The sequence below is a fragment of the Bifidobacterium sp. LH_743 genome (genome assembly GCF_056355775.1).
Window position 1 is genome coordinate 26,298 of sequence record NZ_JBKESZ010000002.1, and the last position, 14,877, is coordinate 41,174.

The 14,877-nt window shown below is 51.9% G+C and carries 11 protein-coding genes; 9 read left to right on the forward strand and 2 right to left on the reverse strand.

Annotated elements, in window-relative coordinates; all coding sequences use genetic code 11:
* The first annotated feature begins 20 nt into the window (after positions 1–20).
* The 8 genes from AC1ATL_RS03205 to AC1ATL_RS03240 all read left to right on the forward strand — a co-directional run bounded on the left by AC1ATL_RS03205 (position 21) and on the right by AC1ATL_RS03240 (position 7,914).
* Entirely contained in the window at positions 21–1,280 is a 1,260-nt protein-coding gene (locus AC1ATL_RS03205; RefSeq protein ID WP_476568422.1) for an MFS transporter, read from the forward strand.
* A 517-nt stretch (positions 1,281–1,797) separates the two neighbouring features.
* Positions 1,798–3,012, forward strand: a complete 1,215-nt coding sequence (locus tag AC1ATL_RS03210; RefSeq protein ID WP_476568424.1) for an MFS transporter — start codon at positions 1,798–1,800, stop codon at positions 3,010–3,012.
* Between the two features lie 303 nt (positions 3,013–3,315).
* A complete protein-coding gene (locus tag AC1ATL_RS03215; RefSeq protein ID WP_476568426.1) occupies positions 3,316–4,314 on the forward strand; it encodes an alcohol dehydrogenase catalytic domain-containing protein in 999 nt (332 codons plus the stop codon).
* Positions 4,311–4,811, forward strand: a complete 501-nt coding sequence (locus AC1ATL_RS03220) for a MarR family winged helix-turn-helix transcriptional regulator (RefSeq protein WP_476568428.1) — start codon at positions 4,311–4,313, stop codon at positions 4,809–4,811. The genes AC1ATL_RS03215 and AC1ATL_RS03220 overlap by 4 nt, the downstream gene beginning before the upstream one ends.
* On the forward strand, positions 4,804–5,562 hold the full coding sequence (locus tag AC1ATL_RS03225; RefSeq protein ID WP_476568430.1) for an ABC transporter ATP-binding protein: 759 nt from the start codon (positions 4,804–4,806) through the stop codon (positions 5,560–5,562). Before AC1ATL_RS03220 ends, AC1ATL_RS03225 begins: the two co-directional genes overlap by 8 nt.
* Positions 5,559–6,227 (forward strand): ABC transporter permease, encoded by a 669-nt coding sequence (locus tag AC1ATL_RS03230; protein ID WP_476568432.1) that lies wholly within the window; start codon positions 5,559–5,561, stop codon positions 6,225–6,227. Before AC1ATL_RS03225 ends, AC1ATL_RS03230 begins: the two co-directional genes overlap by 4 nt.
* Positions 6,220–6,885 carry an ABC transporter permease gene (locus AC1ATL_RS03235; RefSeq protein ID WP_476568434.1) on the forward strand — a complete coding sequence of 222 codons (666 nt, stop codon included), beginning with the start codon at positions 6,220–6,222 and terminating at the stop codon, positions 6,883–6,885. Before AC1ATL_RS03230 ends, AC1ATL_RS03235 begins: the two co-directional genes overlap by 8 nt.
* A 96-nt stretch (positions 6,886–6,981) precedes the next feature.
* Complete coding sequence (locus AC1ATL_RS03240) at positions 6,982–7,914, forward strand: ABC transporter substrate-binding protein (protein WP_476568436.1); 933 nt, start codon at positions 6,982–6,984, stop codon at positions 7,912–7,914.
* Between the two features lie 476 nt (positions 7,915–8,390).
* Here AC1ATL_RS03240 and AC1ATL_RS03245 read toward each other — a convergent pair whose 3' ends face one another.
* Positions 8,391–9,275, reverse strand: coding sequence for an Abi family protein (locus tag AC1ATL_RS03245; protein WP_476568438.1), 885 nt, complete (start codon positions 9,273–9,275; stop codon positions 8,391–8,393).
* A 455-nt stretch (positions 9,276–9,730) separates the two neighbouring features.
* Between AC1ATL_RS03245 and AC1ATL_RS03250 the strand changes: the two genes are divergently transcribed.
* Positions 9,731–10,594 (forward strand): hypothetical protein, encoded by an 864-nt coding sequence (locus AC1ATL_RS03250; RefSeq protein WP_476568440.1) that lies wholly within the window; start codon positions 9,731–9,733, stop codon positions 10,592–10,594.
* 89 nt (positions 10,595–10,683) lie between these two features.
* Here the strand turns inward: AC1ATL_RS03250 and AC1ATL_RS03255 are convergent, their stop codons facing one another.
* Positions 10,684–14,766 (reverse strand): YobI family P-loop NTPase, encoded by a 4,083-nt coding sequence (locus AC1ATL_RS03255; RefSeq protein WP_476568442.1) that lies wholly within the window; start codon positions 14,764–14,766, stop codon positions 10,684–10,686.
* Between the last annotated feature and the right edge of the window lie 111 nt (positions 14,767–14,877).

Sequence of the window (14,877 nt, forward strand, 5' to 3'; positions counted from 1 at the left end):
TAAGCGGATAGGAGCGGATGATGAGTGCTGCAAACGAGAAAACTGTAGGACAAAACGAAAACGTCGGAAGTGCCAGGAGCGTTGGAAGCGGGCGTCTCAAGACGTTGATTCCGGTCATGGCCACGTTCTTCGTCATGGGTTTCGTCGACCTGATCGGCACGGCCACGAACTATGTCAAGGTCGAATTCTCCCTGACTGATTCGATAGCGAATCTGTTCACCGTCATGGTGTTCTTCTGGTTCCTCATCTTCTCAGTGCCGACAAGCATGCTGATGAACCGCATCGGCCGGCGGAACACGGTTCTGCTGTCCATCGTGGTCACGGTCGGTGCGATGGTCCTGCCGGTCCTGGCATATGTCGCCTGTCCGGACGGATCCACCCAACGATTGGTGCTGATTGTCGCCTCGTTCGCGCTGCTTGGCATCGGCAATACGTTGATGCAGGTGTCGCTGAACCCGTTGCTGACGCTCTTTGTTAAAGGCGACGGCCTCGCCTCCACGCTGACAGCCGGACAATTCATCAAGACCTTCGCCTCGGTGTTCGGTCCCATCATCGCGGGCTGGGGTATGTCCCGCTTCGGTTCATGGTGGCTGCTGTATGCTATCTACGCTGTGATAGGCGTTCTGGTCGGCGTGCTGCTGTTCTTCGACAAGATCGAGGAGGAGCCGGCGCGCAGTGGGAAGACCGGAATCGTGGAATGCTTCAAGCTGCTGGGCAATCGTGCCGTACTGCTGTGCTTTATCGGCATTATCTGCCATGTCGGCATCGACGTGTGTGTGAACGCGCAGTCGCCCCGCATCCTTATGGAACACACCAATGTTCCGCTGACCGTTGCGGCCGGTGCCGCCTCCGTGTTCTTCGCGTTCCGACTGATCGGATGCTTCACGGGCAGTCTGGTGCTTTCGCGAATCAGCAATCGTATGGGAATGCTGGTCTGCGGCGGTCTGATGGTGGTCGCTTCACTTGGTCTGGCGGCGTTCTCTCTGATCTCCTCGAATCCTCCCCAGGGGCTGTTCTATGTGTGCGTTGCCGCGATCGGCTTCGGCAACTCCAACGTGTTCTCGCTGTTCCTATCGAACGCGTTGCTTGATCAGCCCGACCGGCAGAATGAGGTTTCCGGCCTGATGATGATGGGCCTTATCGGCGGTGCCATCCTGCCGTCGATCATGGGCGTCGCCTCCGACGCCATGGGGCAGTTCGGCGGCGTGCTGGTCGTGCTTGCCGCAGCCGTCTACGTGCTGGTCATCGCCATCTGTCACAAGGCCATCGAATCCAAGTAACGGTTCCCGGTCCATACCACAACATCGCCCGTCGGTTCCCATATACCTTCCATAGGAAGCCGATGGGCGATATTGCCGTATGGACAGACCTGGCGGAACCGGCATCGTTGCCATCCATTCCTCTTCGAATGCTCTCGGCCTTGTTCAGTGCTGCGGGCGGTTTTCCGCTGTCCGATTCCTTGGATTCGTATCGTCCGGGGCGAGCCCTGCGAGAATCGCCTCATAGTGGGCTACCTTGTTGTCCATGTATGCTGGGTCGCCTTCGCTTCCTCCAAACGCCTGTACGCTTCCTTCCACTGCCTCAGAATGATCTCGTAGCGTGCGCGCAGATTCTCCTCGGATTCCTCCATCAGGCACAGCCGACAATACTCTTGAATCTCCTCGATGGAGACGCCGCAGCTTTACTGGTGGATTCCTCGCAGACCTGGTAGATGTGTTTTCGCTTCCGAGCGATGGCGGCGAACAAGGAGGTTGTGTCGGGGGAGTGTATAGACTCGGTGCGGGAGGAAGAAGAACAATGACACACCATAACGCGTCAGAAATGAAACACTACGCCGGTTGGGCGGTGTTCTCCGCGGCGATCGGCCATGCGCTCGACGGTCTCGACCTGATGATCCTCAGCTTCGCGCTTTCGGGCATCATGGCTTCGTTCGGCATCGACAACACCACCGCCGGAACACTCACATCAATCACCCTCGCCGGCGCATTCGTAGGCGGACTGATCTTTGGCACCTTGGCCGACAGATTCGGCCGAATCACCATGCTCACCTATTCGGTCATCTTTTTCGGCCTATTCACCTTATGCTCGGCGTTCGCGCCGAACTTCTGGCTGATGGCCATCTTCCGCTTCATGGCCGGCCTGGGCATCGGCGCTGAATTCGGCTTGGGTATGGCCATCGCCTCGGAGGTCTCCAGCCCGGAGAACCGCGCCAAGGCATCATCGGCCGTAGGTCTGGGCTTCCAGATCGGCGTTCTCGTCGCCGCGCTCGCTTCCGCTCCGATCATCAACGTGTTCGGTTGGCGCGGTCTGTTCGCCGTTGGCATCATTCCCGCCATCGTTGCCGTCGTCATCCGCAAATCGGTACCGGAACCGCCTATTTTCGAACGCCACAAGGCATCCGGCAAAAGGCATGGCAATCTTGCCGACCTATTCCGCACCCCGACGCGGGCGAAATACTCCATCGTCATCATCGTGCTGTCCACTGTGCAGAACGCTGGCTATTTCGGCATCATGACATGGCTGCCCAAATACCTGAATTCCGAATTGGGACTGTCCCTGACCTCTACTGGCATGTGGACCGCGGTCACCGTCATCGGCATGATGATCGGCATCTCTGTGTTCGGCTGGCTGGCCGACAAAGCCGGCCGCCGTCCTGCATTCTGGATATTCCAGATTGGAGCCGCCGCGGCGGTGCTCATCTACAGTCAGCTGCATGATCCGACCGCACTGTTGTTTGGCGGCTTCTTCATGGGTATGTTCGCCAACGGCATGATTGGCGGCTATGGCACGCTCATCGCGGAATTGTTCCCCACCGAAATGCGCGGTACCGCACAAACCGCCCTATACAATGCCGGACGATTCATCGGCGGCGCCTCGGCACCCGTGTGCATTCCGATCATTGCTGCCACCCATGGCTTTGGATTCGCCATCGGCTGTGTCGCATGCATTTACGTGGTTGCGTTCATCGCCATGTTCTTCGTGCCGGAAAAGAGGGGCGTAGCCCTGGACTGATACGTTCTCGTTTCGTTGCCGTCGACGAAACGAAACTCATAAATCAATACGACGGTTCTCGAGCACGGGGTGGATTCGATACATCGAATCCACCCCGTGCTCGATTCAAATCGGCATAAACCAGAGCATCGCATTCACCGGCGCCAGCGACGACTTGACCGGCAGAATCGACGACCAGACTATGGCCGATAGTGCACCCACCATGCTCACTTTTGATATGGTACAAGTTTTGTACTATAAATTGGTACAAGACTTGTACTGAATGGTTGGACTGACCATTTATCCGATTGATAGGAAGAATCCATGACTGACAGCATGATGGCAGTGGTGTTGCGCCGGCCGGGAGGGCCGGAGGCGCTGGAGCTTACCGTCGTACCGAAACCCCATGCCAAGCCTGGTTGGAGCGTGGTGAAGGTGAAGGGCTTCGGTGTTAACCATTCGGAGATCTTCACCAGGAAAGGGCTTTCCCCCTCGGTGCGGTTGCCTCGTGTGCCCGGCATCGAATGTGCCGGGCAGATCGAACAAACCAGTGACGAAGAGCGCCTGCCCACGGGACAGACAGTCGTCTCCCTGATGGGTGGCATGGGACGCGAATTCGATGGCGGGTACGCGCAGTACGTACTACTGCCTAACGAACAGATATATCCGGTGCGCACCGATTTGTCTTGGGCGAATCTTGCTGCCGTGCCGGAGACGTATTACACGGCATATCAGTCGATGCTTGCGTTGGGCGTCCAAGCCGGGGACGTGGTTCTGGTACGGGCGGGTACGAGCGGCGTTGGCGTGGCATTCTGCCGGCTGGTCAAGGCGCGTTTCCCGGATTCAAAGCTCGTTGCATCCACGAGGCATATGGACAAGGCCGGTCGGCTTATGAGTGCGGGGTTCGACCGCGTGATCCGTGACGAGGACGGGCATCTCGACATCGGTGCGGATGAACGGTTCGACAAAGTGCTGGAATTGGTGGGACCAGCCACTCTGCGCGATTCCATCGCGCATACACGGCAAGCGGGCACGGTATGCAGCACAGGCCAACTCGGCGGACAATGGACCCTTGACGATTTCGACCCAATTATGGATCTGAGGCGGCAAGTGCGGCTCACCGGCTGCTATTCGGGGGATGTGGATGGCAGATTGGTGCAGGACATGTTCTCCTACATCGAGCGCTGGCAAGTCCCGGTTGCTCCAGAACGGGTATTCGACCTTGCTCACATACAGCAAGCACATGAATACGTGGAGCATGAACAAGGTTTTGGAAAGGCAGTGGTTCTCACCAATATCAACGACAAGGGAGTGGCATTATGACACAGCAACGAGAGGACGCATCGAGCGACTACGAACTGGAACACCCCCAGGAGGCGAACGCCTCGCATGAGGTCATCAGGGCATTCAACGACCAGATGGCGGTCTATGAGCATTACGCGCGCAGCAAGGGTCTGCACGGCAAGGCGTTGGACATCTTGCTGTGGATGTATTACACGGACGGTCCGATCACGCAACGGTTCATCTGCTCGCGCACGTATGCGACCAAGCAGGTGGTGAACATGACGATTAAGGGCTGGCGCAACAACGGCTGGGTCGAGGAAGTCGAGCACACGGGAGGAGACGGCAGAGAGCGTCGGCTTCGCCTCACCGAGGAAGGGCGGCGCATGGCCAAGGAAATCCTCGACCCGTTGCGCAACGCGGAGATCAACGCAATCGAGGTTATCGATCCGGAGATGCGCCAAATCTTTGCCGCGATGAGCACGGCATACGTGAAAGCGCTGAAACAAGAGCTTCATATAGGAAAAGACAATGATTGAGTTTGAACATGTGCACAAGACCTATGCGGATGGAACCGTCGCCATAGAGGACCTGACGCTGAACGTCGAAACCGGGGAGTTCATGGTGTTTGTCGGCCCATCCGGTTGCGGCAAAACCACGATGCTCCGGTTGATTAACCGCATGGAGGAAGCGACCGAGGGACAGGTACGCGTCGAGGGAAAAGATGTCATGAGTCTGAACCCAATCGCGTTGCGCCGCTCCATCGGCTATGTTATCCAAGGCGGCGGCCTGCTGCCTCACCGCACCGTTGCCGACAACATCGCCACGACACCTCTTCTCAAAGGCATGCCACGTCGCCAGGCGAGGACCAAAGCTTTGGAACTGATGCCGGTCGTCGGCCTCGACCAGTCGCTGGCCAGACGGTATCCATCCCAGCTTTCCGGCGGTCAGGCCCAACGTGTCGGCGTGGCGCGGGCCTTGGCGGCCGGCACTCGCACGCTGTTGATGGACGAGCCCTTCTCCGCTATCGACCCGGTGGTGCGGCGTGACCTTCAGCGTGAGATCAAGCGGATCCAGCGCGATACTGGCGCCACGGTGGTCTTCGTGACCCATGACATCAACGAGGCGCTGCTGCTCGCCGACCGCCTTGCCGTGATTGGCCCTCATGGGCGCATCGAGCAGCTTGACACGCCTGACCGGGTGCTCTCCGCTCCTGCAAACGCTTGGGTCCGCGATTTCATCGAAGTGGGACGCCCGCAGATTCACGCCGGAACGGAGACGGGCGAATGAACTGGCTCATGCAGAACGCGGACCGCATCGCCATGCTGGCGGGGCGGCAGGCCGCGTACAACCTGATGCCGATGACGGTGGGATTGTTGCTTTCCGTACCGCTCGGACGGCTGTTCAACGCGACGGGACGCATGCGCTCCATATTGATTGCACTCTGTGGAGCGTTGTATGCGATTCCGTCCCTGCCTCTGCTGATGCTGCTGCCTTCCTTGCTCGGCACCAAAATTCTCAACCCGGTGAATCTTGAGGTCGCGTTGACCATCTATGCCGTCGCATTGCTGGCACAATCCTGCGCCAATGCTCTTGCGTCGGTCGATCCGGAGCTGATCGACGCGGCGTCCTCCATTGGATACGGACGCATGCGTCGCTTCCTGGACGTGGAATTGCCTCAGGCGGGTCCCGTGATTCTCGCGAATCTGCGCGTGGTGTCGGCGAGCTCGATCAGCCTGATTACCGTGGGCTCCCTCACTGGCGTGGAATCGCTGGGTTCCCTGTTTCTCGAAGGGTATCAGCGTGACTTTCCGCTGGAAATCATAACCGGCATCATCGCGACGCTGGCCATCGCCTTGGCCTACGATCTTGCGCTCGTCTGGTTGGGTAATCTGCTGATGCCTTGGAAACGCGCAGAGCGCCGTACATCGACGAGGGAGGAAAACGATGAGTGACGCTTATCTGGGCATGCTGTCATGGCTTGCGGGTCCGGCGCAATGGTCCGGCCCCACATCCATCCCTGCACGAACCGGCATCTATCTCGCGCAATGCGCGGCCACACTGGTACTGGCCAGCGCGGTGGCGCTGCCGATCGGTCTGTGGATCGGTCACACCGGGCGATGCCGTGCTCTCGTTGTGCCGCTGACCAGCGCCATGCGATCCCTGCCCACCCTCGGCATGCTGCTGCTGATATCCCTATGGCTGGGAATCGGTTTGAATGCCCCGCTGCTGGCATTGTCGCTGCTCGCCATCCCACCGATCCTTTCCGGAGCCTATGCCGGAATCGAATCGATAGACCCGCAGCTCACGCATGCCGCGCGATCCGTCGGATTCACCGAATGGCAGGTGCTGATTCATGTGGAGATCCCTCTGGGGCTGCCGGTGATCGTCTCCGGATTGAGAGCGGCGAGCGTTCAGATTCTCGCCACTTGGACGGTCGCGGCCTATCTGCCCATCGAAGGCCTAGGACGCTATCTCATCGACGGATTGGCGATGCAGGACTATGTGATGATGCTTGCGGGTTCGGCCATCATCATATTCCTCGAAATCATCATCAACGCGGCATTCGGACTCGCCGAACACTTGGCGATCAAGGCAACGCATCGGCGTTAAGCGTCATCTGGAATCGTTCGGCACCGTTCGGTCTACAGCCGGTGAACATGGAATCCGACTTACATATATCCGTACAAATATAAGGAGAACAACACAATGAACTTTCATCATAATCGCATGGTTTCGGCTATCGCCGGCATCGCATGCCTGTCGCTGGTATTGGCTGGCTGCGGCTCATCCGACCCATTCTCGTCAACCGACGATTCTGCCAAGAAACAGAGCCAAGGTGAAACGGTCGTCATCGGTTCGGCGGATTTCGCGGAAAGCGAGATCATCGCCAACATCTATGCCGGCGCTCTGAAGCATGCGGGAATCGACGCGGAGGTAAAGGCAAGAATCGGCTCCAGGGAAGTGTATATGAAGGCGCTGGAAGACGGCTCCATTGACATGATGCCTGAATACACCGGCAACCTGCTGCAATACCTTGACAAAAACGCCACCTCAAGCGAGGAGAACGAGGTCTACGAGAATCTGCACAAAGCGCTGCCGGACAACCTTAAGCTGCTCGACAAAGCCGAGGCCCAGGATTCCGATGGCTTCTACATCACCAAGAAAACCGCGCGGGACAAGGGCATCGTCTCCATCGGCGACTTGGACAAGCTCGGCGGACATCTTACTGTCACGGCCCCTCCAGAATTCGCTAAGCGCCCCTATGGCACCACTGGCCTTCATGACATCTACGGTCTTGACGTGACGTTGCTGCCCATGAGCGACGGTGGTGGACAGTCCACGGTGAACACGTTGCTTGATGGCAAGGCGCAGTTCGTCAGGTTGGACTCCACCTCGCCCATGATCGAAGCCAACGACCTGACGCAGCTCAAGGATGACAAGCACATGATTCCGGCGCAGAATGTCGTGCCGGTCATCGCCGCCAACAAGAACACGGATGCCATCGCGCGGGCCATCAACGAAGTGCAGGCAAAGCTCACCACCCAGGTGCTGATGACGTTGAACGCGCAAAGCACCAACGGCAAACGTTCTGCGGATGCCATCGCACAGGATTGGCTGGCAGGGGAAGGCCTGAACTAAGGTCATCCTGATCTTGGAACTTAAGCGGCGTTGAGGCGCATGGTTGGAACACCGTGCACCTCAACGCCGTGTTTTTATATGGTTCATTTGGATACGCGTACAGCCGACTTGCCGGTGTTGTTCTTCTTGGCTGATTGCTTGCCTTCGGTCTTTTGATTAAGGACTTTGTCGAAGAGCTTCTGGATTCGGATATTGATTCATCCACCAGTTTGATGATACGGCTAATCCAATGATTGATGAGTGGGTTTTGCACGATAATCTCGCATCGACTTTTGATTAGGAGATCGACTTGATGAAAAAGCGATACATAACCACTGAATTGCAGGATAGGTTGGCTGAGATGCAGTGTGTTATTCGTCAATTCCATCGTCTCTAGGCCGATGTTCCGTATTATCTGAGGTGCGTCATACGATGCTGGGCTTTTCTCATGACAATGAGATTCGGAGAGCTGACAAATATTGGCTAGACGGCCGTGTCTAATGCCACCGTTTAGGGTGACATAATCCCCAGAAATAGTCATCATTCGACTCAGCTTGCTTTATAAGCATGGATGAATATGTGGAATTCTTTTTTATTCCATCGATTAAGTCCATGAGAACAATAAGCGATTTCCATACGGAGCGGTCTTCATAAGCATATGAGCCATAGCGCTCAGCTGTGGCATCAAGGACTGGGGGAGGAAGGACGATTTCCCTGTTCCAAAGACGGCAATGGTGCGAGCAAATGTTGCGTAGATACACCATGCTGTGAATGATTTGCGCAGCACGTTGACGATTTTTCCCTAGAGAAAGCGACTGATTGAGTTCGTCAATAGCTGTTGTGTTAGTATGCAGTGAGATCATTTTTGAGAGAGTGTCAAAGGGCATCGCCTCGACCGCCGCCCATATGGGAATAGGTTCGTTGTTATTCCGATAATGGCGGATGCATACTTCGCTGGAGCGTTCAAGCCATTTGTGAATGTTCTCAATCAGAACTTCTCTGGCTTCGGTGCCGTCAGGATATTTGATTGTTTTATATGAGCTGAGATTAGTGTAGGAGTAGGCACCTCCATTTTGGGCAAGGTAGTAAGCAAAATGGGCGCGAAGCGTTTGTTCTAAGGATGATGTTCCACGAAGAATGAGTAGACGTAGCTGTTCATCCATCAAATAGGGAATCATGAAATCCTTAATGTGCGTTCCATTTCGAAAGTGATTATTGCCGTGAGAAGGATCAATCTGAAAAGCTCGGAAGTAGCCGGACAATCTGTAATAGTTGCAATCAAGGAGTACGGTGCTGAAATCGGAGAATCCGGTGATATCCAAGCCGCGTTCTTTGACTAAAAGCGTCATCATTTCCTGTATTGTTTTTGGCTGCTTCGTCATAGCGTATCCTTGTGCGACTTGATAAAAAAAGAGCCCCCGGATTTGAGCATTGTTAAGAGGCTTGGAGGCTACTGTTATTAATTATGATAGCATAGTTGGTTCGCTTGGTCGATTCGAGCGTGTCTCAAGGAATGCTCTACCGTTGTTACAGAGAAGAAGAGATCTACCGCATTTCAGGACGTAAACGTAGCCTTGGGCGGGCGCTGATATAAAGGACTGTACATTCTACGGCGATTGAACATGCCGCACGAATGACGAAGTATTAATCAAAGTGCTGAGTGCGCGCAAGTGCGCGCAAATGCGTGCAAATGCGCGAGTATGCCTTGATTGAGTTGCTGACTTGAACGCAGAAATCTATCTGTTGGAAGCCCATCGCGCTCGCGAAGGAAACATGGCTCATGGTGAATGCGGATTGTCCGCATGTCATCCATCGAACAAGTGAAGGAGCATATACCATGGGCGTTAAGCATAGTGCGTCTTATCAGAGTGGGGAGAACATGGTTAAGAAAACCGATGAGGAACTTTATGATGTGGCGATAGATATGATCGGAAGCGTTGCAAAACTTCCGGTTATCAGGGTCGATAGGGACGCGTTCCTGCGGCAGCAATTCGCCAATTCTGAATATCTTGACGAGATTCTGGAACATGGCCCGCAGCATGTGTATACGACGGATTCGCTGCGAAGAAAAGCAGACGGGGTGATTAAGCAGTCTACGAATCGGACCACTCTTGCCACTTTTGTGTCAGGAATACCGGGCGGGCCCGTCGCAGTTGCAGCTGGAAGTGCTGACGTGGCCCAGTACTTTGGTTTTGCGATCAATCTGGCGCAGAAGATCGCCTATCTTTTTGGTGAGGACGATTTGTTCTCCGGTGAATCGGAACTGAATGAAGGTGCCAAAGTCCGCGTTCTTGCATATTTGGGTGTGATGCTTGGCGCGTCAGGATCGACAGTGGTGGTTGGAAAAATCGCCAGAGAAGTCGGCAAGAACATGGGCAAGAAGATCGCGCAACAGCCTTTGACGAAAACGGTCTGGTATCCGCTGCTTAAGAAAATCGGTGCGATGGTTGGCAAAAAGGTAGTGAAGGAGTCGGTCGGAAAGGCCGTTACCAAGGTCGTGCCCGTTGTCGGCGGTGCGATTTCCGGAGTGATAACTTATGCGACGTTCAAACCCATGGGTGGCCGATTGGCCGATGTGCTCGTGCGCAATTTAAACGGTGAGTTCGACGAGACCGGCATGGAGCTCCGCCCGGAATTCAGGAAGGCCGAACCCTCGGAAGATGGCGAAGTCACGATTCATGCGATCGAAATAGATGACTGAACAGTGATGGGCTGGGTGGCTGGCAGATAAATAATCTGCCAGCCACCCAGCCCATCACCCATCTTTGTTATACGTTGATAGCCGCAAGATTATTCACCCTGTTTGAAGAATTCATTCCAGGGTTTTTGATCTCGTTTAATTTTGATTGAATCTTCCCCATTGATCTCAATTTGCGGTATGAGCTCTGATTTCAAATTTTGTATGGCTTCGACGATCTGTCGATTCTCGGCAGTGTCTGGAAGGAGAATGCATTTGCTGTTAGGGGCGGTGAATTTCAGATATTCATCTCCAAGTTCTTGAAAAATTTGTTTCATTTTTTTAACAATCTTGTTCTCAGGTTGGTCTTGACTAACTGTATATTCAAGAGCATCGGCAAACATAATGATTGCTAATTGGCGCTCAAGTCCGGCCTTGCGAAGAAACAGGGTGTTGTCTAATCCATCGTCATATTCGGCAAGCTTCTGAAGTGTCTTTTTGTCGATGGCTTTTCCCTCTTTGATTAGGGCAGCTGATGCATTGAGGAGATCTGGCTCGTTGGCTCCTTCCGTGTAGTCGTGGAAATTGTCCATAATGACTTCCGCGGATCTCTTTAATTGTGGATCCTTATCGCAGACGATATGACATGCCTCATTAGGGAGGAGATTTACATCACTAAGATAATCAGCGAATTCCTGTGATTCCTCGATCCAAGCTTTCCGCACGGGCCATGGTTGTCCATCTAAGAATTCAAAGGATTCCGCTGTATCAGTAACGATCTCATTCTTGAGAAGCAGAGCATATATCTCAGGGCAATGTTCAAGGTCTTGCTTATCCGACTCGATGGATGAGATGGGAATAGGACCGTCGAGTTTGAGTTCTTGGAGAAGTCGTATTTTCTTATTGCTATTCAGAATGGTGGATGGAAGATTGATTGTATCTTCAGCGAGTTTTTCTTTATCAAGATTCTCGCCTGTGTCGCTCTGTTCGAAAGAGTCATGTTTTTGGATCCACGTGGTCATTGAGGACTCATGTTCGGTGAGTACGTCGTGGGTGAAAGCCCACTGCAGGTTCGTCGGAGTGAAATGAACTGCATCGTATTCCATGAGTGCATCGGCATAATCTTCAAAACGATCCTCAAAAAAGGGAAGACGGGCAGATGGCGAGTGCCTATTCAGCAGTGTATGGATAAACTGTTCCGTATCCTTTTCTTCATCGCCCTGCTGGCGAATATCGTCAAGGATGCGGAATAAGTCGTCAGTGACATTCTGGCTGGATGAGCAATCCAATGTATATTCCTCGTCTGTCAGAAGACCGAAATATTCCTCAAGGTGTCCAAGCACATTTGCATACACTGCTCTACTGACGTGCATAATCCTATTGAGTGCAGGAAGTTTGTCGCAGGCTCTATATGAATCGTCTTGATTATTATTTGATTGGCTTATGGTATCCAATGCTGTTTCAAGATTGCTTCTTGAGAATACATATAGGCTCTGTTCGACACAGGGGTATCGCAATCCAGAACTTGAATCCTTATAACCCAGCTCGGAGAGGGAGTCTATTCTAACCTTTCCATTGTCGAGAATCTGGATTATAGATTCAACGAGTGCCGGAGCGATATCGGAATCCTTAAAGATTGAGATGCTTCGCCAATGATTCTGTAGAAAATCGGCCAGATTACTATCTACGGTGTATTGGATCTCACTTGATAGATGGTGGAACACCACATCAAGTTGCCGACAAAGCATGTCAGTGTCTGTTGTTTCTCGTTGAGTTAGGAAGCTAAGTAACTTCTGGCTGTGGCCTGCCATCTTAATGAGCAATGGATTGGCACTATCGGCAAGACGGTCCAGATATGCTGAAACGAATTCAGAGGTTTCGTTGTCCAGCGGGGATAGCATTTCGGTAATTTGGTTGGTATCACGTTTGGTATCCGAATCGTTGCAGTGCGAGAGCATATAGTGCAATAAGTCAATATTCAATACTCGATGTTGCTGGAATATTGCTCTATCTTTACGCTTAATCCGACGAAGGACATCTTCGGAGTCCTCAGCGTCAAGTTTGAACTGATAGTCAGGATTGTTGCCGTCAATATGATGAAGAATGAAGTTCAGCGCGTTTCTAGTTATACCTTCATCTGTATATATCGTGGAATAGAGCATATAGTCCTGGCCGATCCACCCATGTAAGATGAGCCGGTACAGTAGAGAATCGTTCCCACCTAATAAATCAAGAAGTTCTTGATTGGGATATGCTTTCGATTCTTCATAGTGGATAATAAATGCCCAATCGCCGGAACGAAGTTTCTCAATCGTTTGGGCTTTTTCATTTTTCTTTTCTATTAGGTCTGATTCTTTCTCTTCTTTCCATCGATTGATATCAAGCGATTTCCCCATGATCCTCTTAAAAGTTTTTATTGTGGGGGTGAGGTTAATTGAACTGTTATTGTAAGGATAGGGATTATGAAAAACTGCTTCGATTTCGATTCGATCGGTTTCTTTGCAGCGAGAAATATTCTCCCAGAGCTTTGGTCTGTCAGCATCGGTCACGCTTTGGTCGCCGTCTGCAATACGAATGTCGACCGAATCGCAATTTTCGGCTGATTGATTAAATAGATCAGCAAGTATCTCAATTAGAGTCGTTTTAAGTTTATGTGCGTATTCTTCAGTGGTCTCAGCATCCACGAATTCGTTGATGCTTGATTCTAAATCTCTGATTTCAGAGTTTAGATAAGGAATTTCGTTCTGTATTATTTCTCTTATTTTCTTATAGATATAGTCAAGACTGCTTCGCCCATTCTGTAGTTTTACGGCATCGTCGAGGTAACAGTTTTTGTATACAAGGATTGCAAGTAGGTTGACAGGGGTAAGCCCAAGATTTGTTCTTTCTGAATTAAGCAGCTGCTCTTTGTAGACAATGAACTCATTGCGAATATTAATCCAGGTGCGTTTATCGGGAACTGCATCTGCGACGAGTTCAAGAAGGTTGATCATTTGGGAATTATTCGTATCAAGAACATCTTCTAATGTTTCTAATGCGATTTGGTATGAATTGCTTGCCGAAACGAATGGCACTACTGGAATGATAAGGTCAAAGAACTTCGCGCGAGAGAAGGAATGAGCCAGAGATTCTTTATTGCTCACCTGTTCGTCCGTCGAAACATATTGATTGCTGAATATCGCATCATGAATAGCGTATACGAATTGTATAGGTCCATTAGTCTGAGAATTCTTTTCCTCTGCGGAACGAGAGAAATGCAATCGCCGAATGTTTTTTTGGATTGTCGATTCTGTGTACTGCAGTTTTGGATTATTATTAAGGATTTGATTCAGCTCACGTAATGAATCGAAGATCTGAGCATCTTGAAAGCGATCAAGATCTTCAAAAAATACAGTTCGAATGTCTGTCTTTTCAAAAATATATATGATCTCATCAAGATACTGATCAAAATAAGAGTCCGAGTTTTCTCCGAGAGTAATGCCTGCTGCTCCGACATCTACTTTGGCTAGGTGGATGCGGGTGCCGAAATAATGAAATAGCGTGAATGCTGCTATTGATAGTAGGCCAATTATGACGATTTCAGCGAGAACTTTGGTAATGCTTGTTGGGAGTGGTAGCCAGGTCAGAGGTTGTTGAATATAGCTATAAGGCCATTTATAGAGATTGAGAATAAACAGTAGAAGTGTTCCACAGGCAACGGAAGAAAGTATCTGCTTGCCTAGTCCGATTTCGTTCATCCTGTAGAAATGCGATGCCGGAATCTTTCTGGGGTCTGTTCCATATAGAAGCTGCTTAATGATCTCTTTTTGGATGAGATTGGTTATGGATGAATCGTTGGAAGGTTTTGGAGAAGTGCCGGATGGTTCTTTCGAAGCGGAACCATCTTCATTCAAGACGGAATCGGCTTTCTCGCCACCCCATTCCTCAAGCTGTGCAGCCAAAGGAGCCAGCGAGATCGTTCTGGTTGTATAAGGGCGCTCTTCCTCAAGATCCTCGACGACTTTTTCGAGGATGCTGCTTTTCCCGGAACCATAGACGCCAGACAGAGCTATGTTGTGTATTTTATTATCGGCGCCTTTTAAAGCTTTTTCTAGTTTTTGTGCATATAATGCGTGACTTGATTCATCATACTGCGGATATAGGGGCTTAAGCTCCGGTATCTCACTTTCAGTTGCTGCGTTGCTCTTCTCGGTCATGTTGTACCAGTGTAGCTATATTCAATGATTTGCTCTCTTCTGTCGGTAGGCTCGTTCGGCATTCGTATTTGTTGCATTGAGCCGTGATGGGGAGGTGAGGATTCGGCAAAG

Coding starts and splice junctions, on each gene's coding strand:
- AC1ATL_RS03255 (WP_476568442.1), bottom strand. CDS start 14,766: ATGACCGAGAAGAGCAACGCAGCAACTGAAAGTGAGATACCGGAGCTT.
- AC1ATL_RS03230 (WP_476568432.1), top strand. CDS start 5,559: ATGAACTGGCTCATGCAGAACGCGGACCGCATCGCCATGCTGGCGGGG.
- AC1ATL_RS03225 (WP_476568430.1), top strand. CDS start 4,804: ATGATTGAGTTTGAACATGTGCACAAGACCTATGCGGATGGAACCGTC.
- AC1ATL_RS03220 (WP_476568428.1), top strand. CDS start 4,311: ATGACACAGCAACGAGAGGACGCATCGAGCGACTACGAACTGGAACAC.
- AC1ATL_RS03205 (WP_476568422.1), top strand. CDS start 21: ATGAGTGCTGCAAACGAGAAAACTGTAGGACAAAACGAAAACGTCGGA.
- AC1ATL_RS03210 (WP_476568424.1), top strand. CDS start 1,798: ATGACACACCATAACGCGTCAGAAATGAAACACTACGCCGGTTGGGCG.
- AC1ATL_RS03215 (WP_476568426.1), top strand. CDS start 3,316: ATGACTGACAGCATGATGGCAGTGGTGTTGCGCCGGCCGGGAGGGCCG.
- AC1ATL_RS03240 (WP_476568436.1), top strand. CDS start 6,982: ATGAACTTTCATCATAATCGCATGGTTTCGGCTATCGCCGGCATCGCA.
- AC1ATL_RS03250 (WP_476568440.1), top strand. CDS start 9,731: ATGGGCGTTAAGCATAGTGCGTCTTATCAGAGTGGGGAGAACATGGTT.
- AC1ATL_RS03235 (WP_476568434.1), top strand. CDS start 6,220: ATGAGTGACGCTTATCTGGGCATGCTGTCATGGCTTGCGGGTCCGGCG.
- AC1ATL_RS03245 (WP_476568438.1), bottom strand. CDS start 9,275: ATGACGAAGCAGCCAAAAACAATACAGGAAATGATGACGCTTTTAGTC.